The 25,087-nt window shown below is 43.2% G+C and carries 26 protein-coding genes and 1 other annotated feature; all 26 genes read right to left on the bottom strand.

Annotation, left to right across the window (positions count from 1 at the left end; translation table 11 throughout):
- Window positions 1–4: 4 nt before the first annotated feature.
- On the bottom strand, window positions 5–709 hold the full coding sequence (pyrF, locus tag MHI35_RS07420) for an orotidine-5'-phosphate decarboxylase (RefSeq protein WP_211063862.1): 705 nt from the start codon (window positions 707–709) through the stop codon (window positions 5–7).
- Window positions 681–1,613, bottom strand: a complete 933-nt coding sequence (locus MHI35_RS07415; RefSeq protein WP_144521321.1) for a dihydroorotate dehydrogenase — start codon at window positions 1,611–1,613, stop codon at window positions 681–683. The genes pyrF and MHI35_RS07415 overlap by 29 nt, the downstream gene beginning before the upstream one ends.
- The gene (locus MHI35_RS07410; RefSeq protein ID WP_211063864.1) at window positions 1,607–2,383 is read right to left on the bottom strand and encodes a dihydroorotate dehydrogenase electron transfer subunit; all 777 of its coding nucleotides are present in this window, start codon (window positions 2,381–2,383) and stop codon (window positions 1,607–1,609) included. Before MHI35_RS07410 ends, MHI35_RS07415 begins: the two co-directional genes overlap by 7 nt.
- Window positions 2,380–5,595 carry a carbamoyl-phosphate synthase (glutamine-hydrolyzing) large subunit gene (gene carB / locus MHI35_RS07405; protein WP_211063865.1) on the bottom strand — a complete coding sequence of 1,072 codons (3,216 nt, stop codon included), beginning with the start codon at window positions 5,593–5,595 and terminating at the stop codon, window positions 2,380–2,382. The genes MHI35_RS07410 and carB overlap by 4 nt, the downstream gene beginning before the upstream one ends.
- A complete protein-coding gene (locus tag MHI35_RS07400; RefSeq protein ID WP_144469887.1) occupies window positions 5,580–6,674 on the bottom strand; it encodes a carbamoyl phosphate synthase small subunit in 1,095 nt (364 codons plus the stop codon). Before MHI35_RS07400 ends, carB begins: the two co-directional genes overlap by 16 nt.
- Window positions 6,671–7,957, bottom strand: coding sequence for a dihydroorotase (locus tag MHI35_RS07395; protein WP_211063866.1), 1,287 nt, complete (start codon window positions 7,955–7,957; stop codon window positions 6,671–6,673). The genes MHI35_RS07400 and MHI35_RS07395 overlap by 4 nt, the downstream gene beginning before the upstream one ends.
- Window positions 7,941–8,864 carry an aspartate carbamoyltransferase catalytic subunit gene (locus MHI35_RS07390; RefSeq protein WP_211063867.1) on the bottom strand — a complete coding sequence of 308 codons (924 nt, stop codon included), beginning with the start codon at window positions 8,862–8,864 and terminating at the stop codon, window positions 7,941–7,943. Before MHI35_RS07390 ends, MHI35_RS07395 begins: the two co-directional genes overlap by 17 nt.
- Window positions 8,865–8,993: 129 nt before the next feature.
- Entirely contained in the window at window positions 8,994–10,322 is a 1,329-nt protein-coding gene (locus tag MHI35_RS07385; RefSeq protein ID WP_211063868.1) for a solute carrier family 23 protein, read from the bottom strand.
- Window positions 10,323–10,476: 154 nt separating this feature from the next.
- Window positions 10,477–11,019, bottom strand: a complete 543-nt coding sequence (gene pyrR, locus MHI35_RS07380) for a bifunctional pyr operon transcriptional regulator/uracil phosphoribosyltransferase PyrR (protein ID WP_012009892.1) — start codon at window positions 11,017–11,019, stop codon at window positions 10,477–10,479.
- 170 nt (window positions 11,020–11,189) lie between these two features.
- Complete coding sequence (locus tag MHI35_RS07375; RefSeq protein ID WP_144521307.1) at window positions 11,190–12,104, bottom strand: RluA family pseudouridine synthase; 915 nt, start codon at window positions 12,102–12,104, stop codon at window positions 11,190–11,192.
- On the bottom strand, window positions 12,101–12,568 hold the full coding sequence (gene lspA / locus MHI35_RS07370) for a signal peptidase II (RefSeq protein ID WP_058014041.1): 468 nt from the start codon (window positions 12,566–12,568) through the stop codon (window positions 12,101–12,103). Before lspA ends, MHI35_RS07375 begins: the two co-directional genes overlap by 4 nt.
- A gap of 94 nt (window positions 12,569–12,662) precedes the next feature.
- Window positions 12,663–13,037: a TraR/DksA family transcriptional regulator gene (locus tag MHI35_RS07365; protein ID WP_144521303.1), complete on the bottom strand. Its 375-nt coding sequence runs from the start codon at window positions 13,035–13,037 to the stop codon at window positions 12,663–12,665.
- A gap of 160 nt (window positions 13,038–13,197) precedes the next feature.
- Entirely contained in the window at window positions 13,198–15,963 is a 2,766-nt protein-coding gene (gene ileS, locus MHI35_RS07360) for an isoleucine--tRNA ligase (protein ID WP_144521301.1), read from the bottom strand.
- Between the two features lie 59 nt (window positions 15,964–16,022).
- Window positions 16,023–16,261, bottom strand: a binding site (T-box leader).
- 59 nt (window positions 16,262–16,320) lie between these two features.
- Entirely contained in the window at window positions 16,321–16,815 is a 495-nt protein-coding gene (locus tag MHI35_RS07355) for a DivIVA domain-containing protein (protein ID WP_003211323.1), read from the bottom strand.
- Between the two features lie 26 nt (window positions 16,816–16,841).
- Window positions 16,842–17,618: a YlmH family RNA-binding protein gene (locus MHI35_RS07350; RefSeq protein ID WP_211063869.1), complete on the bottom strand. Its 777-nt coding sequence runs from the start codon at window positions 17,616–17,618 to the stop codon at window positions 16,842–16,844.
- 53 nt (window positions 17,619–17,671) lie between these two features.
- Window positions 17,672–17,953 carry a YggT family protein gene (locus MHI35_RS07345; RefSeq protein WP_012009885.1) on the bottom strand — a complete coding sequence of 94 codons (282 nt, stop codon included), beginning with the start codon at window positions 17,951–17,953 and terminating at the stop codon, window positions 17,672–17,674.
- A gap of 6 nt (window positions 17,954–17,959) precedes the next feature.
- Window positions 17,960–18,418 carry a cell division protein SepF gene (sepF, locus tag MHI35_RS07340; RefSeq protein WP_211063870.1) on the bottom strand — a complete coding sequence of 153 codons (459 nt, stop codon included), beginning with the start codon at window positions 18,416–18,418 and terminating at the stop codon, window positions 17,960–17,962.
- A gap of 1 nt (window position 18,419) precedes the next feature.
- Window positions 18,420–19,109, bottom strand: a complete 690-nt coding sequence (locus MHI35_RS07335) for a YggS family pyridoxal phosphate-dependent enzyme (RefSeq protein ID WP_144455967.1) — start codon at window positions 19,107–19,109, stop codon at window positions 18,420–18,422.
- Window positions 19,110–19,115: 6 nt separating this feature from the next.
- Entirely contained in the window at window positions 19,116–19,979 is an 864-nt protein-coding gene (gene pgeF, locus MHI35_RS07330) for a peptidoglycan editing factor PgeF (RefSeq protein ID WP_144521297.1), read from the bottom strand.
- Between the two features lie 212 nt (window positions 19,980–20,191).
- Complete coding sequence (locus MHI35_RS07325; RefSeq protein WP_008344958.1) at window positions 20,192–20,428, bottom strand: YlmC/YmxH family sporulation protein; 237 nt, start codon at window positions 20,426–20,428, stop codon at window positions 20,192–20,194.
- A 79-nt stretch (window positions 20,429–20,507) separates the two neighbouring features.
- Window positions 20,508–21,284, bottom strand: coding sequence for an ABC transporter ATP-binding protein (locus MHI35_RS07320; protein WP_211063871.1), 777 nt, complete (start codon window positions 21,282–21,284; stop codon window positions 20,508–20,510).
- A gap of 129 nt (window positions 21,285–21,413) precedes the next feature.
- The gene (locus tag MHI35_RS07315; protein ID WP_007499733.1) at window positions 21,414–21,770 is read right to left on the bottom strand and encodes a PTS glucitol/sorbitol transporter subunit IIA; all 357 of its coding nucleotides are present in this window, start codon (window positions 21,768–21,770) and stop codon (window positions 21,414–21,416) included.
- Between the two features lie 26 nt (window positions 21,771–21,796).
- A complete protein-coding gene (gene srlE / locus MHI35_RS07310; protein WP_012009881.1) occupies window positions 21,797–22,807 on the bottom strand; it encodes a PTS glucitol/sorbitol transporter subunit IIB in 1,011 nt (336 codons plus the stop codon).
- 13 nt (window positions 22,808–22,820) lie between these two features.
- Window positions 22,821–23,351 carry a PTS glucitol/sorbitol transporter subunit IIC gene (gene srlA / locus MHI35_RS07305; RefSeq protein WP_003210918.1) on the bottom strand — a complete coding sequence of 177 codons (531 nt, stop codon included), beginning with the start codon at window positions 23,349–23,351 and terminating at the stop codon, window positions 22,821–22,823.
- Between the two features lie 18 nt (window positions 23,352–23,369).
- Window positions 23,370–23,801 carry a transcriptional regulator GutM gene (locus MHI35_RS07300; RefSeq protein WP_003212289.1) on the bottom strand — a complete coding sequence of 144 codons (432 nt, stop codon included), beginning with the start codon at window positions 23,799–23,801 and terminating at the stop codon, window positions 23,370–23,372.
- 12 nt (window positions 23,802–23,813) lie between these two features.
- Window positions 23,814–25,058, bottom strand: a complete 1,245-nt coding sequence (locus MHI35_RS07295; protein WP_012009880.1) for an NAD(P)H-dependent oxidoreductase — start codon at window positions 25,056–25,058, stop codon at window positions 23,814–23,816.
- Window positions 25,059–25,087: the final 29 nt, after the last annotated feature.

Genomic DNA, 25,087 nt, shown 5'->3' with positions numbered 1-25,087 from the left:
GCAGTCACTCCCACTCTTTCAAAATTTGATGATAGGCTTCCAATGGTTTATCAGCTTTTGTGATTGACCTTCCGACAACAATTTGTGAAACTCCTTGCTCTTTTGCATAAGCAGGGGTCGCCACGCGCTTTTGATCATCGGTTTGATCATTTAGTAAACGAATCCCTGGCGTAACAGTGAGGAAGTCAGGTGAGATATGCTCATGAAGGGCTTTGGATTCATGAACAGAGCAAACAACACCGTCTAGTCCACTGTCATATGCCAATTGCCCGTACCGGATGACAGTCTCTTGCAGCGAACGGTCTATAAGTAATTCGTTTCTCATCATGTCTTCTGACGTACTCGTCAGCTGAGTCACTGCAATAATGCCTGGACGTTTTTGTCCAGCAGGTGTCCCGCTTTCTAGCCCTTCTAAAGCAGCTTGCATCATCTGTTTCCCGCCAGCAGCATGTACATTGACTAGATCAACGCCAAGTGCGGCAAGCCGGTTCATTGCTTTTTTCACCGTTGTTGGAATGTCATGTAATTTGAGATCAAGGAAAATGCGGCAATTTTTTTCTTTCAGCGCCTCAAGGATGACAGGTCCTTCTTGATAAAACAGCTCCATGCCGACCTTTACAAATAATGGTGTCCCTTCAAAGGGTTCTAAAAAGGCGAGCGCCTCCTGTCCTGATGGAAAATCAAGCGCGATGATGGGCAAGTGCTTCATGTTTCCAGCTCCTTCCGATACATTCCTCTACAGATGAATACCCATAGGCTGCTAATACTTTTGGCAGTTCTTCAATGATTTCTGGGCAAATAAATGGGTTCACAAAATTGGCTGTGCCAACAGCTACTGCACTCGCACCTGCTAGTAAAAATTCAAGTACGTCTTCAGCATTTTGCACCCCGCCCATTCCGATAATCGGGATAGATACTGCTTGACTGACCTCATGTACCATGCGCACAGCGACAGGTTTGATCGCAGGACCTGATAATCCGCCTGTTTTATTGGCAAGAATCGGTTTCCCTGTTTTTAGATCTAGACGCATACCGATTAACGTATTAATCATCGTGAGTCCATCCGCTCCAGCAGATTCAATCGCTTTCGCAATCTCCACAATATTGGCTACGTTAGGAGACAATTTGACATAGACAGGAACGGAGGATACGTCCTTCACCGCTTTTGTCAATGCTGCTGCCATTTGAGGATCTGTTCCAAAGGCTATTCCGCCTGTTTTGACATTCGGACACGAGATATTCAGTTCAAGGGCATGGACATTTTTTGCTTGGCTGATCTGCTTCGCTACTTCTACATAATCATCGACCTGTGAGCCAGCCACGTTTGCAATAATAGGCGTATCAAACTGCTCAAGCCAAGGCAATTCATTTTCGAGCACGCCTTTTAGGCCAGGATTTTGAAGACCGATGGCATTGAGCATCCCGGCTCCTGTTTCCGCTACCCTTGGTGTCGGGTTGCCAAATCTCGGTTCTAAGGTTGTGGCTTTGATCATGATACTGCCAAGCACGGATAAGTCATATAATGAAGCAAATTCTCTCCCGAATCCAAAGCAGCCTGATGCAGGGATAATCGGGTTTTTTAAAGATAATCCCGGTAACTCAACGTTTAGCATGACAATGCCACCTCCTCTGCTTTAAATACAGGTCCGTCCAGACAGACTTTGACGTACGCTTTTTCGTGCTGGTCTGTATGACAGACACATGCAAAGCAAGCACCAATTCCGCAGCCCATTCGTTCTTCCATTGAAATGTAGACAGGCTTATCGGGGTAAGAGTCTTTTAGTGCTTTTAACATAGGAGTCGGCCCGCAAGAAAGCATGACATCAAAACTCAAATCAATCTCTTCAATGACATTTGTCACGAATCCCTTTGCGCCATATGTCCCATCAACTGTTGCAATAAATGTATCTCCGAGTGCTTGGAATTTCTCCTCGTAAAATACATCCTTTTTCGATTGAAAACCAAGAACATGCTTGACGATGACGCCTTTTTTCGTTAAACGCTTGGACAGCTCATATAAAGGCGGTACTCCAATCCCGCCACCGACTAGTAACGCTGTCTGACCTGGTTGAACAACTGAAGGATCATATCCGTTGCCAAGCGGCCCTAATACATCGATGGATTCCCCATCTCGCTTTTGGGAAAGGAGCTTTGTGCCCTCTCCCTCTGCGCGATAAATGATGGTTGCTTCTTGTTTCTCGGCATGAATATTGGCAATACTGATCGGTCTTCTCAGCAGCGGTGTCATGGACTCGCTGACCTTGATATGAAGAAATTGTCCAGCCGTTTGAAAGGAGTCCACAAGGTCACCTTTTAATGTCATTTCGTAAATATGATCAGCGATCTCTCGATTTGAGACGACCGTCAAGTATGCTTTTTTCATATCGTTACTGTCACCTCAGCATTCGTTTTCACTTCTGGCATTTCGTCTGCTCTAAATGTCATGCTTTCTAGTACTCTTAAAATGGCTTCTGCTGTATCTAGCGATGTTAAGCAAGCTACACCATTTTCAACAGCTTCACGTCTGATTCTAAAGCCGTCTCTTGCCGGCTGTTTTCCTTTTGTCAGAGTGTTGATGACAAATTGGGCTTCTCCGTTTCGAATGACGTCGAGAAGGTTTTTGCCTTCTTCTCCAATTTTGCCGACAACACTTGATGGGATGGAGGCTTGTTTTAAGTAATTCGCCGTTCCCTCTGTCGCTAAAATATGATAGCCGATTGAATGGAATCTTCTCGCAATCTCAAGTCCTTCTTCTTTATCCTTATCAGCAACTGTCAGAAGAACTGTCCCGTCTTTAGGAATTTGAATGCCTGATGCAATTAATCCTTTGTAAAGAGCTTTTTCGATTGTGACATCTTTCCCCATGACTTCACCCGTTGATTTCATTTCAGGTCCGAGTGTAATATCAACTCTTCTTAGTTTTGCAAAAGAGAAGACTGGAACTTTGACGTACACGCCTTCTTGCTCTGTGTGAAGTCCTTCTTCGTAGCCATAGTTTTTAAGTTTGTCTCCTAAAATGACTTTTGTCGCCAGGTTCGCCATCGGGATGCCTGTGATTTTACTTAAGAAAGGTACAGTCCGGCTTGAACGCGGGTTTACTTCAAGTACGAACACTTCACCTTTTGAGAGAACAAATTGAATGTTTAGCAGCCCAATAATGTTGAGTCCTTTTGCAAGCTTGATCGTGTATTCTGCGATCTTCGCTTTGATCTCTTCAGACAATGTTTGTGGCGGGTAAACCGCAATCGAGTCACCAGAGTGAACCCCAGCTCTTTCAATGTGTTCCATAATGCCTGGGATCACGACAGTTTCGCCATCAGACACAGCGTCTACTTCGATTTCTTTTCCTGTCAAATACTTGTCAATTAAGACTGGGTGCTGCGGATTAACTTTCACTGCATTCTCCATGTAGTGAAGAAGCTCGGCTTCTTGATAAACGATTTCCATTGCGCGACCGCCTAATACATAGGAAGGGCGGACAAGAACTGGGTAGCCGATCTGATTAGCAATCGCTACAGCTTCTGGCACAGACGTAGCTGTTTTTCCTTTAGGCTGCGGCACGCCGAGTGTTTCTAATGTTTGTTCAAACTTGTCTCGGTTTTCAGCTCGGTCTAGGTCTTCAAGGGAAGTGCCGAGAATCTTCACTCCTCTATTTGATAGTTCATCTGCTAGGTTGATGGCTGTTTGTCCGCCGAACTGGACAACGACTCCTTCAGGCTGCTCTAGATCGATAATGTGCATCACATCTTCTACAGTGAGTGGTTCAAAGTAGAGCTTGTCCGAAATACTAAAGTCTGTTGAGACCGTTTCAGGGTTGTTGTTAATAATGATTGCTTCATAGCCTGCTTGTTTAATTGCCCACACAGAATGAACGGTCGCATAATCAAATTCTACTCCTTGACCGATTCTGATAGGACCTGAGCCTAATACGATGACGCTTTTCTTGTCTGTACGTTCTGATTCATTTTCATCTTCATATGTGCTGTAGAAATATGGCGTCTCTGATTCAAATTCAGCCGCACAAGTATCTACCATTTTGTAAACAGGTACGATGCCTGTTTCTTGTCTTAGCGTGTAGACGTCCGCTTCATTCATATTCCACTCGCGGCTAATATAGATGTCTGAGAAGCCTTTTTCTTTCGCTTCTTTTAATACGTCTAGATTGCCTTTGTTTTCTTTTAATGTCTTTTCAAAAGCGATGATGCCTTCTAGCTTATGAAGGAAGAAGTAATCAATTTTTGAGAATACATGTATTTGTTCAACCGTATACCCTCTTCTAAGCGCCTCGGCGATATAGAATAACCGTTCGTCTCCCGCCTTGATAATCCGCTTTTCAAGCACTTCGTTTGTGATATCTGCTTCATCTTTTAATTCAATGTGATGCACATCAGCTTCAAGTGAACGGACAGCCTTTAGAAGCGACTCTTCTAACGTACGGCCGATCGCCATTACTTCACCCGTTGCTTTCATTTGTGTGCCAAGACGTCTGTTGGCAGATTCGAATTTATCAAACGGCCAGCGCGGAATTTTAGACACAATATAGTCAAGTGCCGGTTCGAAGGCGGCATAGGTTTTACCTGTGACTGGGTTCATCATTTCATCAAGCGTTAAGCCGACAGCAATTTTCGCTGCAAGTTTCGCAATTGGATAACCCGTTGCTTTCGACGCAAGTGCAGAAGAACGACTCACACGCGGATTTACTTCAATGATATAGTATTGAAAGCTGTCTGGATCAATTGCCAGCTGTACGTTACATCCGCCTTCAATCCCAAGTGCCCGGATCAGCTTGAGCGACACATTGCGAAGCAGCTGATATTCACGGTCACTTAACGTTTGGCTTGGCGCCACAACAATACTGTCACCTGTGTGGATACCGACTGGGTCAAAGTTTTCCATGTTACAAACAACGATCGCATGATCACCGCTATCACGCATGACTTCATATTCAATTTCTTTAAAGCCTGCAATACTTTTTTCAAGTAAGCATTGTGTGACTGGGCTTAGCTTCAAACCGTTTTCGACGATTTCCTTCAATTCTTGCTCGTTTGTACAAATTCCGCCGCCAGTTCCGCCTAATGTATAAGCGGGTCTCACAATGACAGGGAAACCGATTTGGTTCGTAAACGCCATCGCTTCTTCTAGGTTATGGATGATTTCACTTTCTGGTACAGGCTCATTCAGTTCATTCATTAAATTACGGAATAGATCTCTGTCTTCTGCTTTTTGGATTGCTGACAGCTTTGTCCCTAATACTTCAACACCGCATTCAGCTAATACGCCAAGGTCTGATAATTCAACAGCAAGGTTCAATCCAGTTTGTCCACCAAGTGTTGGCAAAATCGCATCAGGACGTTCCTTTCGAATGATTCGTGTTAAGAATTCTGGTGTCAGTGGTTCGATGTATACCTTATCGGCCATTTCTGTATCTGTCATGATCGTCGCAGGGTTCGAGTTCACAAGAACGACTTCATAGCCCTCTTCTTTTAGCGCTAAGCAAGCCTGTGTGCCTGCATAGTCAAACTCCGCTGCCTGACCAATGATGATTGGACCTGATCCGATCACTAAAATCTTTTTGATATCTACGCGTTTTGGCATACTTCTTCCCCTTCTTTCTCAGTTGTATGAATCATATCCATGAACTGGTCGAATAAGTAGTTCGCATCTTCTGGACCTGGTGATGCTTCTGGATGGTACTGGACAGTGAATGCTGGTGCTTCTTTATGTTTTAAACCTTCAATTGTATTGTCATTTAGGGCGATATGTGTGACTTCGAGCACGTCCTCATTAATGGCACTAACTGTGTAGCCATGGTTTTGAGATGTCAATGTTACCTTGCCGGTTGCTAGTTCCTTGACTGGGTGATTTGAGCCCCTGTGACCGAATTTCATTTTTTCAGTACTTGCGCCGCATGCAAGCGCGAATAATTGATGTCCTAGGCAAATGCCAAAGAGTGGAACCTTTCCAATCAATTGCTGAATCATCTCGACTGCTTCTGGTACATCCACAGGATCCCCAGGGCCGTTTGAAAGCATGATTCCATCTGGCTTGAGCTGCAGTACTTCATCTGCTGTGATATTGTACGGCACCACAATGACGTCACAGTCCCGTTTATTGAGCTCGCGCAAAATACCATGCTTCATGCCGAAATCGACAAGGACAATTCTTTTTCCTCTTCCTGGGCTTGGATACGCATTTTTCACAGATACTTGGCTTACTTGATCTGTTGGCAGCTGCATCGTTTGAAGGCGGCTCACAACGTCTTCTACTTGTTCATCCGGTCCTGCAAAAGCACCTCTTAATGTGCCTGCACTTCGAATCATTCTCGTCAGCTTTCGTGTATCGATTCCGCTCAGCCCTGGAATGTTTTTCATTTTTAAATACTCATCGAGCGAGTATGCAGAGCGCCAGTTTGAGGGCTTTTCACAAAGTTCCTTCACAATCAGCCCTTTTACAAACGGTGTGATCGATTCAAAATCATCACGGTTAATGCCGTAGTTGCCGATAAGCGGGTAAGTGAGTGTGACAATTTGTCCGCAGTATGATGGATCAGACAAAATTTCTTGATAACCTGTCATTCCTGTATTAAAGACGACTTCTCCGACTGATGATTCTAAGCTGCCAAAGCCTGTTCCTTCGAATACTGTTCCGTTTTCTAGCACTAAGCGTCTCTTCATTTTACTAGTCTCCCCTCTTCATACACGACTTTCCCAGATGCAAGTGTCATGACCGGCCATCCTGATACAGTCAATTTGTCAAACGGTGTATTTTGTCCTTTTGATAAGAAGCTTTTTTTATCAATTGCCATTTCTTTGTTTAAATCAATGAGTGTGATATCAGCGATTTGACCTTCTTCCAGCTTTCCAAAAGGAAGGGAGAAGGCTTCTGCTGGCTTGATCGTCATATAATCAACGAGTTCTTTTAATGTCCATTCGCCCGTTTTGACAAATCGTGTGTACAGAAGCGGGAACGCTGTTTCAAGCCCGACTATTCCAAAAGGTGCGCGCTGCATCGTTTCGTTCTTTTCTTCTTCTGTATGCGGTGCATGGTCTGTTGCGATGAAATCAATCGTTCCATCTAACAGTCCCTCAATTAGTGCCTCGCGATCCTCTTTTCCTCTGAGCGGTGGATTCATTTTATAGTTTGTGTCAAGACCTGGGATGTCGGCATCACATAAGAGCAGGTGATGCGGTGACACCTCTGCTGTCACGCGGATGCCTGCTTTTTTTGCATCGCGAACGACTCGCACAGATTCTTTCGTACTGATATGACATACATGATAATGACAGTTCGCTGCTTCTGCTAAAAGAACATCTCTTGCAATATGCACCGATTCACAAATGGACGGTATTCCGTTTAATTCATTTGCTTTTGAAAATTCTCCTTCATGGACGCATCCTCCGTAAATGAGCGAGTTATCTTCACAGTGTGCCACAATCGCTTGATCAAGACTTGCTGCCTTTTTCATCGCTTCATACATCATGCCTGCTGTTTGGATGCCAACCCCGTCATCTGTGAAAGCGAAAGCCCCTGCTTCTTTTAGTGCTGCAAAGTCTGTCATCTCTTCCCCAATTTGTCTAGTTGTGATGGAGGCGTATGGCAGCACTCTGACAGAAGAAGTCTCTTCGATTCGATTCATGAGCCATTCCATTTGCTCTTTTGTATCTGGAACTGGGCGCGTATTCGGCATGGCTGCAATTGTTGTATAGCCGCCTCTTGCTGCCGCTTTAGAGCCTGTTTCAATCGTTTCCTTTTTCTCTCCGCCTGGCTCTCTTAAATGCACATGCAGATCAATTAATCCTGGTGAAACAAATAGCCCTTTAGCATCAATGACCTCTTCTCCGTCTTCTCTTTCTAAGTGACCAATCGCTTGAATCACTTCTCCTTCTACCCTAATATCCTGCTGCACTTTTTCGCCTGTGCTTGATAAGATAAAACCGTTTTTAATGAGATACGACATAGACAGAATCTCTCCCTTTTTGATGTAGTCTGCTATTTTGAAAAGCTCTTTTTAATACTGCCATTCGGACATAAACACCATTTTCCATTTGCTTGAAAATTCGTGACTGCTTTGATTCTACGAGAGAATCATCTATCTCCACACCTCTGTTTACTGGTGCTGGATGCATAATAATGGCTCGTTCTTTCATGTTGTTTGCCCTGTTTACTGTTAATCCATAAGTCGATAAGTAATCTTCATTGCCCATTTTTTCAGTGTGCCGTTCATGCTGGATTCTAAGTAGCATCACCACATCAGATTGTTTAATGGCTTCGTCTACTTGGACATATGTTCCGTGAGGATTTTGCTCATCTTGGAAGGAAGCAGGCCCTGAGAAAAGGACGGTCGCCCCCAGCCTTGAGAGCACTTCAGCATTCGACCTTGCCACCCTGCTGTGCTTGATGTCTCCATGAATTGAAATCGTTAAGCCCTCAAAGCCGCCAAACTCTTCATAGATGGTCATTAGGTCAAGCAGTGATTGGGTCGGGTGCTGCCCGCAGCCATCTCCAGCATTGATGATGGGAATCCCAACCTTCCCAATCAGTTCGTTGTAATATTCATCTGTACTGTCTCTAATCACACAAGCTTTCACGCCGATGGATTCGAGCGTTTTTACCGTATCGTATAGTGTTTCGCCTTTTTGGACGGAGGTGCTTGCCGCATCTAAGCTTAGTACATTCATCCCCAGTTTCTTTTCAGCGACTTCGAAGCTAAATCGTGTTCTTGTGCTTGGTTCAAAGAAGAGGTTTGCTACAAATTCTCCTGCTAAACCAAGTTCTTGCTTACCCTTTTTGAGAGCTGTTGCTTCTTCAATCAGCTGTAAAATCTCTTCTTTAGTTAAGCTACTCATTGTCGATAGATCATTCATTTTTCTTCCCCCTCTAGTTTTTCATCACTTTCAGGTTCAAAAAAACCCTAAGCCTCGGCAGCTTAGGGTTCTCCAAAAGAAGCAGCGGCACGTTCGTGCATTCTGCTCATTTTAGAACCCTTGTCAGCCTCACTGGACTTCTTTTAAAAGGTTTTCTGTATTCGATTCATTTGACTCGTCATCCTCCGCTTTTTGCTGCGGCAAGATCAGGTTTAACAGGACACCCGTGATGGCAGCAAGTGCCATTCCAGATAGCGTGAGGTTGATTTGTTTCACCTCAATGAATGCCCCGCCAATTCCGATGACTAAAATGACTGATGCGATAATGAGATTACGTTTTTCTTCAAAATTCACTTTATGATCAATCAGGATTCTCAGACCGCTTGAGGCAATGATCCCAAAGAGCAGGAACGAAACGCCTCCCATGACCGCGGACGGCACTGTACTGATTAATGCTGAGATTTTTCCGACAAAGCCGAAGCAGATAGCAAAGACTGCTGCTCCTCCGATGACGAAGATACTGAACACTCTTGTAATGGCAAGGACACCAATGTTCTCTCCATACGTTGTTGTCGGTGGTCCGCCAATGAGTGAAGCGAAGATTGTCGCCGCACTGTCTCCTAAAATGGAGCGGTGAAGACCAGGTTTTTTAATAAAATCTTGCCCTACAACTTTACTTAACACCACTTGGTGGCCAATATGCTCAGACATTGTCACAAAGGCAACCGGCACCATCACAGTGAGAATGCTTAATGTCACAGCAGGTGTATAGTCGACAAATGGTACGACGAAGTCTGGTACAGCAAACCATTTTGCATCAATGACCGGCTGAAAATTCACAATGCCTTGTGTTAAGGCAAAGAGATAGCCGCTAATAATGCCGATTAATACGGGAATCAAGCTTAGGAAGCCTCTTAGGAAAATCATGCTGATAATCGTGACAGCCAATGTGAAGCCGGCGACCGTTAAGTGCTTCAGGCTGTAAACAAGCTCAGTGGCATTCGGATCAACATACATCGCCATGTTAACAGCTGTTCCAGCGAGTCCAAGTCCGATGACCATAATGACCGGCCCTACGACGACTGGTGGTAGAAGTTTCATCAGCCAGCCTGTGCCGAGCCATTTTATAAATAGTGCAATGAGTGCATACGCGACACCCGCCATGAAGGCACCAACCATTGCGGCTCCAGGGCCGCCTGTTGCTTTGACATTCAGTATGGGGGCGATAAAGGCAAAGGACGAACCAAGATACGCCGGAATTTGGCCTCTTGTGATGATTAAGTAAACTATGGTTCCAACACCACTTGAGATGAGCGCGACGGCTGGACTCATATCGATGATTTTTGGTACTAGAATGGTCGCACCAAACATGGCAAACAAATGCTGAAGGCTAAGTGACAGCCATGTGAACGGTTTTGGGATATCTCGAATGCCTAAATTGGCTTTTTGCTGACTCATGATTTTTCCTCCTAGATGTGTCCTTTTTCAATAAAAAAGCCTCTTTGCAAGTATGCGCAAAGAGGCCTAGAAAAACCGTACACGTCTTGTTAACCGTGCTCAGTGTCTCTGTTATTGCCCTCTTTGCAAACTCTCTGGAATGCATTTAAAAAGGTTATTTTTCATATATAGCGACAAGGTCGTTTTGATCTACTTCATTCAGTTGAACCATCACTGTCTCTGCTTTTGATGTCGGAATGTTCTTCCCGATATAATCCGCTCGAATCGGCAGCTCCCGGTGTCCTCGGTCGACGAGTACAGCAAGCTGAATGGAAGATGGTCTTCCTACATCCACTAGGGCATCCATGGCCGCTCTGACAGTTCTGCCTGTAAACAGAACATCGTCAACGACGATTAATGTTTTGTCATTAATGTCAGCTGGAATGTCTGCACCCTTCACAAGCGGGTCTTGGTTGTCTGTCTTTTTTGTCAGGTCATCACGGTATAACGTAATATCAAGTTCACCCACTATGACTGGATTTCCTTCAATTTGCTCAATGCGCTCTGCAAGGCGCTTTGCAAGATGAATGCCTCTTGTCTTGATCCCCGCAAGGATGACATCTTTCATCCCTTTGTTGCGCTCAATCATTTCATGTGCAATTCGGGTCAGCGCTCGTCTGATCGCTTGTTCATCAAGAATGACTGCTTTTTGTTCCATCTTTTACACCTCTTTTTGACAAATAAAAAGCCCCTTCTGCAAAGGGCAGAGAGGGGCGCTCATTTGTGCATACACGTGCACAAATTGATTCGTTATCCTTCTCAGCCTCTCTGGACTGTTTTAAAGAATCTTGATTTCTTCGTTCATTATTTCAAAAAAAGAACGGCCTGTCAATCGTTATTTCTTAATGAATCGATAAAGCCCCGCATATCAGCAGGAACTGGTGCTGTGAACTCGATATATTCGCCTGTTCTTGGATGATCAAATCCTAAAACACCTGCATGCAGCAGCTGACCATTGAAATCGACTGTCTTTCTCGGTCCATATTTCGGATCTCCTGCAAGCGGATAGCCGATATATTTCATATGAACACGAATCTGGTGTGTTCTTCCTGTTTCAAGTCGGCACTCTACCACCGTGAAATCCTCAAAGCGTTCAATCACATCAAAGTGAGTGACGGCTTGTTTTGAACTTTCTTTTGTCACGGTCATGCTTTGGCGGTCTTTTTTGTCTCTGCCGATTGGCGCATCAATTGTGCCGGTATCATGCTGGATAACACCATGAACAACGGCTGTATATTTTCTTGTGACAGTCTTAGCCACAAGTTGATTGACGAGTGATTCATGCGCCATATCGTTTTTTGCGACCATTAACAGCCCAGAGGTATCTTTATCAATGCGGTGGACAATGCCAGGGCGCATCACTCCATTAATCCCTGATAAATCTGTACAATGGGCCATTAGACCATTTACAAGCGTTCCTGACACATGACCTGGCGCTGGATGAACGACCATTCCTCTTGGTTTATTCACTACTAGTACATCTGCATCTTCATAATAAATATCAAGATCCATTGCTTCTGCTTCAACATCTAGTGCTTCTGGTTCTGGAATCTCGACTTTAATTTGATCTCCAACTTGTACTTTGTAATTGGCTTTCACTTGCTTCCCATTTACTTCGATCAGCCCATCTTTTACCCACTGCTGGACCTGGGTTCTTGACCATTCTGGTTCTGTCGTGCTTAGAAATTTATCAAGCCGTTCACTCGCTTGTTCTTCTGAAACGGCAATATTTACTTGATTCATGTAGTTGACTCCTTCGTTTTCTTTCCATCTAACAGCATTTGAATGAAGAGCAGAATAACCCCTACACATAGGGAAGAGTCTGCAATATTAAAGATTGGGTAGTGATAATTCCCAAAGACGAAATGAGCAAAATCTACCACTTCCTGACGGAAAATGCGGTCGATAAAGTTCCCAATCGCTCCGCCAAGCATTAAGGCAAGTGCAACTCCAAGCAGCTTGTCTTTTTGTCCATGCTTTTGCAAATAATAAACAATTCCCGCAATAACAACGAGTGTGATCACATAGAAAAACCACATTTGTCCTTGGAGAATTCCCCATGCGGCGCCTGAATTTCGGTGAGACGTGATATAAAAGAAGCCATCAATCACTGGATAAGAATCTCCGAGCATCATATTTTTGACAATGAGCCATTTTGTTAATTGATCTAAACAAATCATCACGAATGCGATTATGTAATAGAACACACACGTTCCTCCACTTTCATACTTTGATCTTTAAGCATTTTATCAAGAAAACAGGGAGGAGTAAAGAAACTTTAGTTGACAGACAAAAACCTCCCTACATGTGGAAGGCTTCAAAATGAGAATCATCTGATTCATGAGGATAAGGAGTGAATGCTTTTTTCTCGTATTGCCTATGATATAAAAAGTCATCAACCGTGCGGGCGGTAGGAAGAATACTCATTTGTTCAAGCGGAATGACATCACCTGTTGCCTCACATATACCATAGGTTCCTTGCTCAATTTTTGCAATAGCGAGAGACACATCTTGAAGTTCTTCTTTGATGTGATAAAGAAGCGTGGCCGTTTGGACCTCGTTCATTGAGACATGCTCAGCGGATGAACGAAATGATGCGTATTCAAACAGTTTAGCTTGCAGCTCTTCTTTCATTTGAAGGAGTTCCGTGTAAATCGTCTCTAGATCGCCAATCATGTCGCTACTTCAACTCCTGCCCTGTCGTGATAATCATATTGTTGCCCCGGCTGTCCACTTTAAAGCCATAAGATTTTTCCTTTCGTTCTAAAGGCTGTCATTTTCGCAAAAAAGAAAACGCCCCGCATATGGCGGGGCGCTAGTTGATCTTATCACACTGTTAATTCTGGTAATATTTTTCCACGATTTCAGCATTTTTCAGTGACAATGTTGGGTATTTCGGATTTGCACCAACATCTTTAGAAATAATACGAGAACGTTCGCATAGTTCTCCTTCTGCTTTTTGAACCACAATTCGTCCTGAAGTGTATTCAGGTGCGGATGTGTCAGCATTTTGCGCATCTTCTACCGTTAATTCAGAGATGATAAAGAGCTGCTTCACATCTTCTTTAATGGATGCAAGAAGATTTTTCACTTCTTCTGTCGCATAAAGGGTCACACTTGCTTCAAGAGAACGTCCGATCACTTTCTCATTACGTGCAATTTCGAGCGCTTTTAGCACATCGTCACGCACTTCCATAAAGCGGTCAAACTTCGCTTCTGTCGCATCCGCTTGAGAAACCGAAACACCTTCTGGCATATCTGTTAATTGAACGCTTGGCTCTTCAACAAAGCTTAAGTGGCTCCATAATTCATCTGCTGTATGCGGAAGAATTGGTGCTGTCAGTTTCACTAACGCCATCAATGTTTCGTAGAAGACCGTCTGCATGCTGCGGCGGTCTGGATGATCCGCATGCTCAATGTACACGACATCCTTTGCAAAGTCGAGATAGAAAGAACTTAGCTCAATTGTACAGAAATTGTGAATCGCATGATACACGACCGCAAATTCGTAATCATCATATGCCTTTTTCACTTTCTCAATCAATTTGTTTAATTTGATCAAGATATATTGATCCACTTCGCGAAGCTCTTCTACAGGCACCGCATTGACTGCTGGATCAAAGTCAAATAGGTTACCGTGCAGGAAGCGGAACGTGTTACGGATTTTACGATAGACTTCTGCTACTTGTTTTAAGATATCATCAGACACCGGGTGATCGGCTTGATAGTTGACAGAAGATACCCAAAGTCTTAGAATCTCCGCCCCAAGCTGCTTCGCTACCTTTGTTGGGTCAATTGTATTGCCTAATGATTTACTCATCTTGCGTCCTTCTTTATCAAGCGTAAAGCCGTGGCTCAGAACACCTTTATACGGTGCTTTTCCAGTGACCGCAACTGCTGTTGATAAGGAAGAGTTAAACCAGCCGCGATATTGGTCAGAGCCTTCAAGGTAAAGGTCTGCCGGACGAACAAGGTCATCTCTTTCTTCTAAAACGGCTTGGTGAGAAGAACCGGAATCAAACCATACATCCATGATGTCCTGCTCTTTTGTGAATTCACCGTTCGGACTGCCTGGATGGGTAAAGCCTTCTGGCAATAGTTCTTTCGCTTCTTTTTCAAACCAAATATTCGAGCCATGTTCTCTAAATAATTGAGAGACATGCTGAATGGTTTCGTCCGTGATGATTGGCTCACCATTTTCAGCATAAAAGACCGGAATTGGAACGCCCCAGACTCGCTGTCTTGAAATACACCAGTCGCCTCTGTCACGCACCATATTGAAAAGGCGTGTCTCGCCCCATGCTGGCACCCATTTCGTTTCTTTAATATTGTCTAGAAGCGCTTCTCTGAAGTCTTTAATCGATGCAAACCACTGAGCGGTTGCACGATAAATCGTTGGTTTTTTCGTTCTCCAGTCATGCGGGTAAGAGTGTGTGATAAAGTCAAGCTTTTTCAGCGCGCCTTTTGCTTCAAGCTGTTCTGTGATGGCTTTATTGGCATCTTCGTAGAATAGTCCTTCAAAACCAGGCGCTTCTTCTGTCATGACACCTTTTTCGTCTACTGGACATAGTACGTCAAGACCGTACTTCATGCTGACAATAAAGTCATCTTCCCCGTGACCTGGCGCTGTATGAACACAGCCTGTACCTGCATCTGTTGTCACGTGATCACCAAGCATCACAAGTGAATCTCTACCATAAATCGGATGCTCTGCAACGACGTTATCTAATTCTTTTCCTTTTAATGTTTTCACGACTTCATACTCTTCAAAGCCAAGCGTTTTTGCCACTTGTTCAACGAGCTCAGATGCAACAACATATCGCTCAGCATTCACTTGAAGAACGCTGTACTCTAGGTTTGGATGAACACAGATGCCGAGGTTTGCAGGAAGTGTCCAAGGTGTTGTTGTCCAGATGATGAATTGTTCGCCGTTTTCAAGTACGCCTTTTCCATCTTTCACTTTAAATGAAACGTAAATGGATGGTGAACGTTTGTCTTTATATTCAATTTCCGCTTCAGCAAGAGCTGACTCACTTGAAGGAGACCAGTTAACTGGCTTTAGTCCTTTGTAGATATAGCCTCTCTTCGCCATTTCACCGAAGACAAGAATTTGCTGCGCTTCGTACTCAGGCTTTAGCGTGACATACGGATTGTCCCAGTCTGCTCTGACGCCTAATCGCTTAAACTGATTGCGCTGACCTTCGATTTGCTTCCAAGCATACTCTTCGCATAGTTTGCGGAATTCAGCTGTCGACATTTCTTTACGTTTAACTTTTTTATTTTTAGTGAGTGCTGTTTCAATTGGTAAGCCATGTGTATCCCAGCCCGGTACGTACGGTGCATGGAATCCATTCATTGATTTAAAACGGACAATAAAATCTTTAAGGATTTTATTGAGAGCGTGCCCCATATGAATGTCACCATTCGCATATGGAGGTCCATCATGCAAAATAAAGGTCGGGCGTCCTTTTGTCCGCTCTAAAACCATTTGATAGATGTCTTTTTCTGCCCACTCCTCTTGGATTTCAGGCTCTTTGTTCGGCAAGTTCCCTCTCATTGGGAATTCTGTTTTCGGCATTAATAAGGTGTCTTTGTAGTTCATACCCATTCCTCCATATGCAAATTCTGATTAAAAAACAATAAAAAAAGCCCTCTCATCCCATAAGGGACGAGAAGGCTTGTCTCGCGGTACCACCCTTTTAGACAAGCGCTATTTAAGGCAGCCGCTTATCCACTCTAAAATCGTAACGTGATCAGACGCCTTTTCTTACTGGTCATTTCAGAAAAGGAACTAAAGGGGTGATCTCATTGCAGAGTCTCGTAATGTCAGGCTTCCACCATCCCTGATTCGCTTTATTACGGATATGACAACTGCGAGTGTCCCTTTCAAACGTTTATCTCTTGTTAATTTATGATGGTATTATATGCAACATGAGCGTGTCATGTCAAGATGATGCGCTTATTCTTTTTCGTCAAAGACAGCGTCAACTTCATATTCCAGTAAATGATCCCAATCGTCATTTTTTAGAAGATCAAGCTGAGCTTCGATGAGCATTTGGAAGCGAGTTCTAAAGACTTTCGACTGCTTCTTCAGCTCTTCGATTTCCATCGCAATCTTTCTTGATTTAGATAGCGCTTCGTTGATAATACGATCTGCATTTTTCTCTGCTTCACGAATGATCAGTTTTGCTTCTTTATCAGAATGACGTTTGACGTCTTCTGCTGCTTCCTGCGCTACAAGAATTGATTTGTTTAACGTTTCTTCAATTGTCGCAAAATGACCTAGTCTTTCGTCAAGCTCGTTTACTTTTTCTTCGAGTTCATTCTTTTTGCGAAGCACGATTTCGTAATCTTTACGTACTTGGCTTAAAAACTCGTTTACTTCATCTTCATCATATCCGCGAAAGCTTTTTGTGAACGTTTTATTATGAATATCATTAGGTGTTAATGGCAACCTCGCCACCTCCAGATTCAAGTTCGTTATGTCAGAAGCTCAAATGTTACTTTAAATTTATCTTTTTTGGTCTTCCCATCAATCGTTTTGAGGCTAAAGCGGCCAAATCCCCTGACAGAGAGCTGATCGCCTTCACCGATTGTAAAGGAAGGGTCCTCAGTGACTTTCCAGTTAACTTTAACAAGCCCATTTTTGATCAAAAGTTGTGCCTTTTGCCGAGACTGACGGCTGATTGCAGCACATACCGCATCAAGCCGCAGTGAAGAAATCGTATCTTCTTTGATGTCAGTCTTACTGATAACCGGCTTTAAGTCTGCCTGCGTGATTTCCTCTAATGAAACGGAGGCTCTGCCGACATGCGTCAGCTGCGCCCGAACAAAATCGGCAACATCACTCGTACAAATAAACTGCACATCTTCCTCTGAAAATAACAGATCTCCAAATTTTTGACGCTTCAAGCCTGTCCCAATGAGTGAACCAAGGAGCTTCGGGTGTTCTAACGAAATAAACTTTTTCGCATAGTTCACCTGAAAATAAGACAGCTCAGCATCCTGAGTAGCCGGTTCTAAATATTCAGGATAAATGAGCGCTCTTTTCCGCTCCGCTCCTTCATACCCGCCAAAAAACATGATTCCAAGCTCATCAGCATGCTGGATGACGGACTGGGTAATAAACTGCTCACGCGGATCAAGAAAGTCTGTTAATTTCAATCGATACTGGTCGAGTGCGATTTTTTTCCAGCCTAACACTTGGTCGACAAATGGCTGTTCATCTTTTCTAAAATGTTGATAAATATCGCTCATTTTGTTCCCCTTTTATGTAAAAGAGCCTGGCAGCGCCAAGCCCGGCAGCCTGTCTACATGAAGCGTACAATCATATTGTAAAGACCAGGTAGTCCATACGTTGATGCAAAACGAATCACAAGCAATGCCACAATTGGCGAGATGTCAATCATGCCAATTGGCGGAATAATTTTACGAAATGGTTCTAAATACGGTTCGCAAATATTTGTCAAAAAACGGCCAATTGATGTTTCTCTTGCAGATGGCACCCATGACATAAAGATGTAAATAATAATCGCGAATGAGTAAATCGTTAATACCGTTCCTAAAATGTTAAAAATAAAGTTTAGAATCACTATGATTTACCACCTCTGAGGTTCTTCCTCTGTCAAAAGTTCTGATATTGTGCCAGATACATCCACATTATCAGGTGTGCAGAGGAATATATTCGAGCCAATGCGCTGGATGTCTCCACCGATTGCATAAACAGTTCCGCTTAAGAAGTCGATGATTCGCTTTGCTTGATCATGCTGAATACGCTGCAAATTGACGACGACTGCACGTCTGTTTTTAATATGGTCGGCAATCTCCTGCGCTTCTGCATAAACACGCGGCTCACTTAACACCACTTTAGAGGATTTCTGCACGCTTTGCAAGCTGACGACATTTTGTTTTCCTGTCTGCTGACGCTCTTGAAAGGCTGCTTTGTCCTTCGTTCCTTTTTCTTCTTGAACGGGTTCTCTTTCTTCATCAATATATTCGTACTCATACTCTTCATCGTCGAGAGTGAAAAAGCTTTTAAACTTATTTTTTATGCTCATGTCACGCACCTCCTGTTTCATTTCCAACAAGTGAAGAGCCAATCCGAACGAATGTCGCACCTTCTTCAATTGCGATTTCAAAATCATTTGACATGCCCATCGATAAATGCTGACAAGGTGCATTTACTTGGTTAAGATGTTTTACTTCTTCTTGAAGGTTTTTTAATGTTTTAAAGCAGTTTCGTATCACAGTGTGATCATCTGTAAATGGAGCCATCGTCATCAGTCCAGCAATTTCAATCTTTTTGAAATCAGCGAGCTGCTTCACAAATGGAATCACGTCTTCACTTTGCAAGCCGTGCTTTGACTCCTCCAGCGATGTATTCACTTGTACAAAACAGCGAACCGTGTGATCCGCTCTTTTTTCAATTTCATTCGCAAGTGAGATCCTATCGAGCGAATGTAAGTAGTCAATGGTCTGAATGACAGATTTTACTTTTCGTGTTTGTAGACTGCCGATGAAGTGCCAGCTAATGCTTTCATCGGTTATAGACGCTTGTTTTTCAAGTAACCCTTGGTCACGATTTTCACCAAAATGCAAAATTCCTGCTTCTTTGGCTTCTTGTGCTCGTTCAATTGAGACATATTTTGTGACAGCGACGACGGATACATCGTCTGGGTTTCGACCGGCTCTTTTACATGCTTCGTTTATTTGTTCATTTATTTGTCTGAGATTCTCTCGTACATTCAATGGCTCTTATGCCTCCTTAAACCCGACAAAAGACATCATACGTCCTGTTTTTCCTTGATCACGCCGGTGTGAGAAGAATAGCTGCTCATTACAGCTTGTGCACATCGAACTGACATGTATGTTTTCTTCTTTCATCCCTGCATGAAGCAATACGTTTTTGTTTAATGTTTTTAAGTCTAATTTATATTGTCCTTGTGATACCTCGGAATACACATCCTCTGTAGAAAAGGGAAGCTGTTTCACTTGATTCAAGACCACATCATCCACTATGTAGCAGCAATTGCCAATGGATGGTCCAATGACGACTTGTATTTGATCGGTCTTAGCACCTTCTTGGTTGACCCATAGATCTACCATCTTTGCACCAATTTGCTTGACGGTTCCTTTCCATCCGGCATGGGCTGTTCCGATGAGGCCATGTTGCGGAGCTAGAAAATAAAGCGGAACACAATCGGCGAAACAAAGAGCGAGCATGATATTCGGTTCAGACGTATACAATCCGTCTGTTCCAGGCAGTGCCTCATGATAATGAAGACTTCCTCTTCCTCTTTGCTCCTTGGTGACTTTCTTGATGCGGTCCTCGTGTGTTTGGTCTGCAAACACCCAATCAGAGAGCGGCACAGCAGTAGCATCTGCTATGACTTGACGATTCATTTGGACACTAGAAGCATCATCTCCTACATGGAGTCCAGTGTTCAATGATTGATATGGAGAAAGGCTGTAGCCGCCATTTTTTGTCGTAAATCCGGCCAATACCTCTTTACCAGAACATGTCATGTTCGTCCAATCGTGAATCATCATTGCATAAGGTGATTTCTGCTGAAAGGGGTCATAATTGTGTGTCAAAGCTGCCTCCCACCTTTCATTCATCTCTCTTTATATCGCTCCTATTTTACCACAAGACATGCATAGACAGTTAGTGGGATTCATTAAATATTACACTCAAATGTGCCCTTTCTACAGGTTTTTTTGCAAATTGATATGAAAACGTAATCTTTTTACCCGAAAAAGACATTGCTTGCTGAGAATGGAGAGCTTATGTTCAGGATTATTGAATGATTCATTGAGGAGTTATACGAATTTTAAGAAGATAATCGGACAAGTATCACATCTTCGCCAATTTTTACTATATTTCGCCACGGCACAATCATTTCCTCTTCTTTTCCGAAAAATCCCATCATTTTACCTGTGCCGCCGATAATGATTGCTTGTATTTTACCGCTTGTCACATTGATATCAATGTCCCCAATGGTGCCTAGTTTTTTTCCGCTTGACACATCGACAACATCCTTGATTTGGAATTCAGAAATACTGATCATCTGTCCTTCCCCGCCTTTCGTTTTCTACTATAATATGTATGATGGAAAAGCAGGGACGCAGACCAATAGTTTCTTTTATCTACAATTTACTTAAGTGAGGACGGCCATTTCTCCACATCACATCTACAGAACATTCAAAGAAGGAAGAAAGCAAGTCGCTTGTCATCATCTCTTTTGTTTTCCCTTGATCAAAAACAGACCCATCTTTTAATAATAAAGTGTGCTGAAAAACAGGCAAAATCTCTTCTGCATGATGGGTCGTGTAAAGCAACGTAGGCGCATCAGGCTTTGATGCAATGAATGAGATGGTCTCTAGCACCTGTTCTCTTGCTAAAAAATCAAGACCCGTCACAGGCTCATCTAAAATCAGGAGCTTCGGATCATTCATTAAAGCCCTCGCAATCAGGACTTTTTGCTTTTCTCCTTGTGAGAGTGTTTCATATGTCCGGTTCGCATATTTGAACGAACCAAATGCTTTTAATAGATCAATGGCTTTTTCTCTTATCTCATCTGTCGGGGTTTCGTAAAGCCCGATGGAGGCAAATGCCCCGCTGAGCACAATTTCAAATGCATTGTCGTCTCTGTGTAGTTTCTTTTCAAGTCCCGCAGAAATGAGTCCAATTTTCTTTCTGAGCTTTTCGCCAAGAGCCTCCTTGCCAAAGACATGTCCCAGCACGGTCATCTCACCTGATGTAGGGAAATAATATGAGCAGAGCATATTTAATAAAGCGGTTTTCCCCGCACCATTTAAACCGTAAAGCACCCAGTGCTCCTCTTTGTTCACCTGCCAGTCAACAGACTGAAGCAACCATTTTCCATTTCGTTTTAAAGAAACATTCTTTAATTCAAGTGACACCATCATTTCCTCCTGATTAAAAATTCTGAATAAACAAATAATGAATGTTTACAGCATATCGCAATTGCTCCTTCTGGTAAACCTCATATAAAAAAGCTGCTCCTTTTGAGAAACAGCTTTTCTTTACCGTTACGAAATTTCAATTCGTACGCCTTCTTTTATATCAGGAAACGTGTGCGGAGATGCAAAGACAGCTCCCGGTAATACATCATCAAACGGCTCTTGGAAGTAGATCGAAATATGGCCGAGTTCTTTAAAGTTGTCATTTGCTTTATTGCCGAGGGCTGTGATCGTGTACGTTTGATCACCCACTTGAATGGTACCGCCCAGTTTCAACGGCTCTTCTTCTAAGTGTTCGAACTCATGAATGACGGACATATCTCTTAATTCCTGCGGCGCTGCGGGTCCAAATAAAACAATTAGCTTATCTTCTTTAAATTGCGGGACTAAGATCCCGATTTCTTTTACGACAGATTGTGTGACCATGTATCTCGATTCCTCCTTTAATACGTTTAATACATACCGAAGCTGGCAGCGTATGCGATCACAACAGATAGAACCCCTGTAATGAGACGGCTATACAAAACAGCTGGTACTCCATATTGTACCGTTTCCGGCTTCGCTTCACCAAGTGATAGCCCAACTGGAATGAAATCACACCCTACTTGACCGTTGATGGCAAATAGTGCAGGAAGTGCAAATTGGGGCGGGATATTTCCTAGTGCAATTTGACTACCAATGAGAACACCGATTACTTGTGCAATGACTGCACCAGGTCCTAAGACAGGTGATAGGAATGGCAATGTACAGACCACCACGAGCAGTAACAGTCCCCAAATAGATCCTGCCAGTGGTGATAGAAAATGGGCAATCAAGTCACCAATTTTTGTATAATTGATAATTCCAATTAACATACTGACAAATGCCATGAATGGAATAATGTTTTTCAAAAGCATATCAACAGAATCACGACCAGCCTGATAGAACGTACCGGTAACTTTCCCAATTCCTCTTGAGAACCTCATTAGGAAATTCCCTTTTTCCTGACGCTCGAGATTTTCCTCTTTTAGTTTTGAATAGGTTTCTTTGAAATTCTCTTTGTCAATCGGCTCACTGTTATCCTGACCTTCTACTTTTGCCTCACCACTTGATGCATCCGCAAAGGAAATATCTTTTTCTGTGACGCCTGATACGAAGATATCCTCTGTAATATGTTTTGCAAGCGGTCCAGAAGGAGAGGATGCCAAAACGTCTACAGTTGGAATGCGCTTCATTGGATAAAGTCCGATTCGCGCGGTTCCTCCGCAGTCAATGACAACACACATCATTTCATCTTCTGGTATCGAATTTTTAAAGCCATCACATGCTTCTGTCCCTGTCATTTCTGCAATTTTACGTGCAACTGGGTGAATGCCTCCCCCTGTAATGGAAACAACCTTTCTTCTTTTACCGGTTGGTTCAAGCTCCAAGCCTTGGCCCCATCCGCCAGCACCTTTTGCTACAAATACTTTGTGGTTTGTCATGTCTAACCCTCCCCTATTGTGAATTCGCTTTCATTTTTCCTGCTAAGTACTTTGTAATCCATTCAGTAATAATACCGCGAAGTAAAATGACGACGATCCCGACTAAGAAGTACCGAACAGCAAGCTCTGACATTGAGTACCCTGCTTCTTTAATCCCGTTCGCAATCCCTAAGTAGACAAACAGTTCTCCTGCGTTGGCATATGGAAACAGTGATGTCACCGGATGAACAAATGAAACAGCTGAATCATAGAATGCTGGTTTTTGTTTTTCGGGTAAGAATCGGCCAAACGTATAAGCCATTGGGTTTGTCAAAATAAGAACGGATAAGATCGGCATTAACGTGTAGCGCAAAATGGTATATTTCGCAGCAAACTGAATTGCTCTATTCACTCGCTCTTCTCCAATAAACTTCATGACAGCATAAGTGAAAGTAAGTAACACAACAAGCGTTGGAACGATACCAGTAACAAGACCCATGAATTGCTTTCCGCCGGCTTCAAACATTCCGATAAAGTGCTCTCCAAACCATTGAATCCATTCCATGTTTCATCTCCCCTTTCTTTAGTTCACATTTGTTATATTTTTTTTCGAAATCGAGACAAGTGCCTGTTCAGCTGCCATGGAAAGTGCGTGCATGACAGCTGGCCCCTTTTTGCGTTTTTTCAACGTCTGCTTCATCATATGGTGCTCGTCTAACACAGCCCCTACATGCTTCCCTTCATATGAAGGGACTTCTTTAAATTTAGATAAGATCGACACACCGCCAAGCACATGGCATTTTTGAATGATATACGATTCATCCACAATGATGAGCGCAATGGCCCCAGGGCCAACTTTGCGCCGCTCCATTCCTGAAAATAAGTGGTAGCCTTGCTTCCCTCTGTAATCATCAATAAGTGAATCCATGCTCTTGCGGTAGTACTTGATTTGAATAAAAGATAACCCATACTGCACAATGAGAATGATACAAAGTACGATCGCTAATTTTTCCACAGCTTCACGCCCTTATGATTGAAATAAATGATCTTGTAATGAACGCAGCTTCCAGACCGTTGTGTTTGAATCAAGCTCTACATCATCGTGAGTGAGGAATTGTCCTAATTTGATGTCTTTTTTGGCTACGACTTTTCCGCTAATTAAGCCAATTGGAATGTGGCCGTTCGTTTTCATGTCTTGATGTGTTTCAAGAACACCTCTTACGGAGTATCCGCCAATTCCGTCAAGTGATTCTCCAGCTTTAATATCTCTTTTCGCCACAGCGACTGTTTCTGATACTGGTACACCAATTGGGTGAATAGATGAATCATGCTGTAAGACCGCTTTTGCGATGGTAACAGGTGTTTCAAGACTCGCTAAGTGGAAAGGACGGTAAAGTGTGTAGTGTGGGCCTTTTCCAACTTTTAAGTAACGCAGCTCTTCATCTACTGGCTCAAGATCACTCTTCACGATGACAAATACACCTGGTGCAAGTCCATTGACATATTCAACAACTCCGAAGTTATCGAGCACTCCGCCTTGTTGTTTTTGATTCAATTTATCTGCTACATTTTCTAAATTTGCTTCGACTCCATGCATACCGACTTTATCAGGCAGAAGCCCTGTCGCGTTACTTAATAAGTTCATTTCCGCCATTGTTTTTGTTCCGTCCTGGAATGCAGCTAGCATATGAGCACTCATATGTTTACTATCTGCTTCTGCTTTACACGTATCTGGATTTGCTTCTGGGAAGAATGGGTTGTTCTTTCCTTTCCCAGCAACGAGCACCTCAAGCCCCATTGTTTTCGCAAATTCATATAATTCTAGGGTTGCTGCTGGTTCGTCTCCAGCTGATCCTGAGTAAACAAGTCCTGCATTTGTGAACAACTTATGCATGACCAATCCGATGGTAATATCAACTTCTACATTTAAAAGAACGAGATGTTTTTTCGAATTAAGCGCTTCCAAAGAAATGTTTGCTCCAACCTCTGGGACACCTGTTGCGTCTACGACAACTTCCACGGAATCTGATTGAATCACTTCTCTGTAATCATTTGTGACAACCATTTGATGCGGTTTTGCATGCTGCTTGTAAAAATTCGCTGCCTTCTCTGCTGCACTAAGGTGGATATCACAAACACCAGCAACAATCATGCCTGGAATTTTAGAAATTTGTGAAATGAGTCCAAAGCCCATTTGGCCTGCCCCAATAATCCCTACTTTGATTGGATCTCCACTGCGTTCTCGAGCTAACAATTGTTGATAGATTGACATCTAAATCATCCTTTCAGGTTTTCTTGCTT

Origin of the sequence: Bacillus sp. FSL K6-3459, assembly GCF_038003305.1 — a bacterium.
Lineage (GTDB): Bacteria > Bacillota > Bacilli > Bacillales > Bacillaceae > Bacillus > Bacillus pumilus_O.
Note: the sequence above shows the minus strand (reverse complement) of the source record. Positions and strands in the feature narration are given on the sequence as shown.

Coding starts and splice junctions, on each gene's coding strand:
- pyrF (WP_211063862.1), bottom strand. CDS start 709: ATGAAGCACTTGCCCATCATCGCGCTTGATTTTCCATCAGGACAGGAG.
- MHI35_RS07415 (WP_144521321.1), bottom strand. CDS start 1,613: ATGCTAAACGTTGAGTTACCGGGATTATCTTTAAAAAACCCGATTATC.
- MHI35_RS07410 (WP_211063864.1), bottom strand. CDS start 2,383: ATGAAAAAAGCATACTTGACGGTCGTCTCAAATCGAGAGATCGCTGAT.
- carB (WP_211063865.1), bottom strand. CDS start 5,595: ATGCCAAAACGCGTAGATATCAAAAAGATTTTAGTGATCGGATCAGGT.
- MHI35_RS07400 (WP_144469887.1), bottom strand. CDS start 6,674: ATGAAGAGACGCTTAGTGCTAGAAAACGGAACAGTATTCGAAGGAACA.
- MHI35_RS07395 (WP_211063866.1), bottom strand. CDS start 7,957: ATGTCGTATCTCATTAAAAACGGTTTTATCTTATCAAGCACAGGCGAA.
- MHI35_RS07390 (WP_211063867.1), bottom strand. CDS start 8,864: ATGAATGATCTATCGACAATGAGTAGCTTAACTAAAGAAGAGATTTTA.
- MHI35_RS07385 (WP_211063868.1), bottom strand. CDS start 10,322: ATGAGTCAGCAAAAAGCCAATTTAGGCATTCGAGATATCCCAAAACCG.
- pyrR (WP_012009892.1), bottom strand. CDS start 11,019: ATGGAACAAAAAGCAGTCATTCTTGATGAACAAGCGATCAGACGAGCG.
- MHI35_RS07375 (WP_144521307.1), bottom strand. CDS start 12,104: ATGAATCAAGTAAATATTGCCGTTTCAGAAGAACAAGCGAGTGAACGG.
- MHI35_RS07365 (WP_144521303.1), bottom strand. CDS start 13,037: ATGATTGGCGATCTAGAGACGATTTACACGGAACTCCTTCAAATGAAA.
- ileS (WP_144521301.1), bottom strand. CDS start 15,963: ATGAACTACAAAGACACCTTATTAATGCCGAAAACAGAATTCCCAATG.
- MHI35_RS07350 (WP_211063869.1), bottom strand. CDS start 17,618: ATGAGCGATATTTATCAACATTTTAGAAAAGATGAACAGCCATTTGTC.
- sepF (WP_211063870.1), bottom strand. CDS start 18,418: ATGAGCATAAAAAATAAGTTTAAAAGCTTTTTCACTCTCGACGATGAA.
- pgeF (WP_144521297.1), bottom strand. CDS start 19,979: ATGAATGAAAGGTGGGAGGCAGCTTTGACACACAATTATGACCCCTTT.
- MHI35_RS07325 (WP_008344958.1), bottom strand. CDS start 20,428: ATGATCAGTATTTCTGAATTCCAAATCAAGGATGTTGTCGATGTGTCA.
- MHI35_RS07315 (WP_007499733.1), bottom strand. CDS start 21,770: ATGGTCACACAATCTGTCGTAAAAGAAATCGGGATCTTAGTCCCGCAA.
- srlE (WP_012009881.1), bottom strand. CDS start 22,807: ATGACAAACCACAAAGTATTTGTAGCAAAAGGTGCTGGCGGATGGGGC.
- srlA (WP_003210918.1), bottom strand. CDS start 23,351: ATGGAATGGATTCAATGGTTTGGAGAGCACTTTATCGGAATGTTTGAA.
- MHI35_RS07295 (WP_012009880.1), bottom strand. CDS start 25,058: ATGTCAATCTATCAACAATTGTTAGCTCGAGAACGCAGTGGAGATCCA.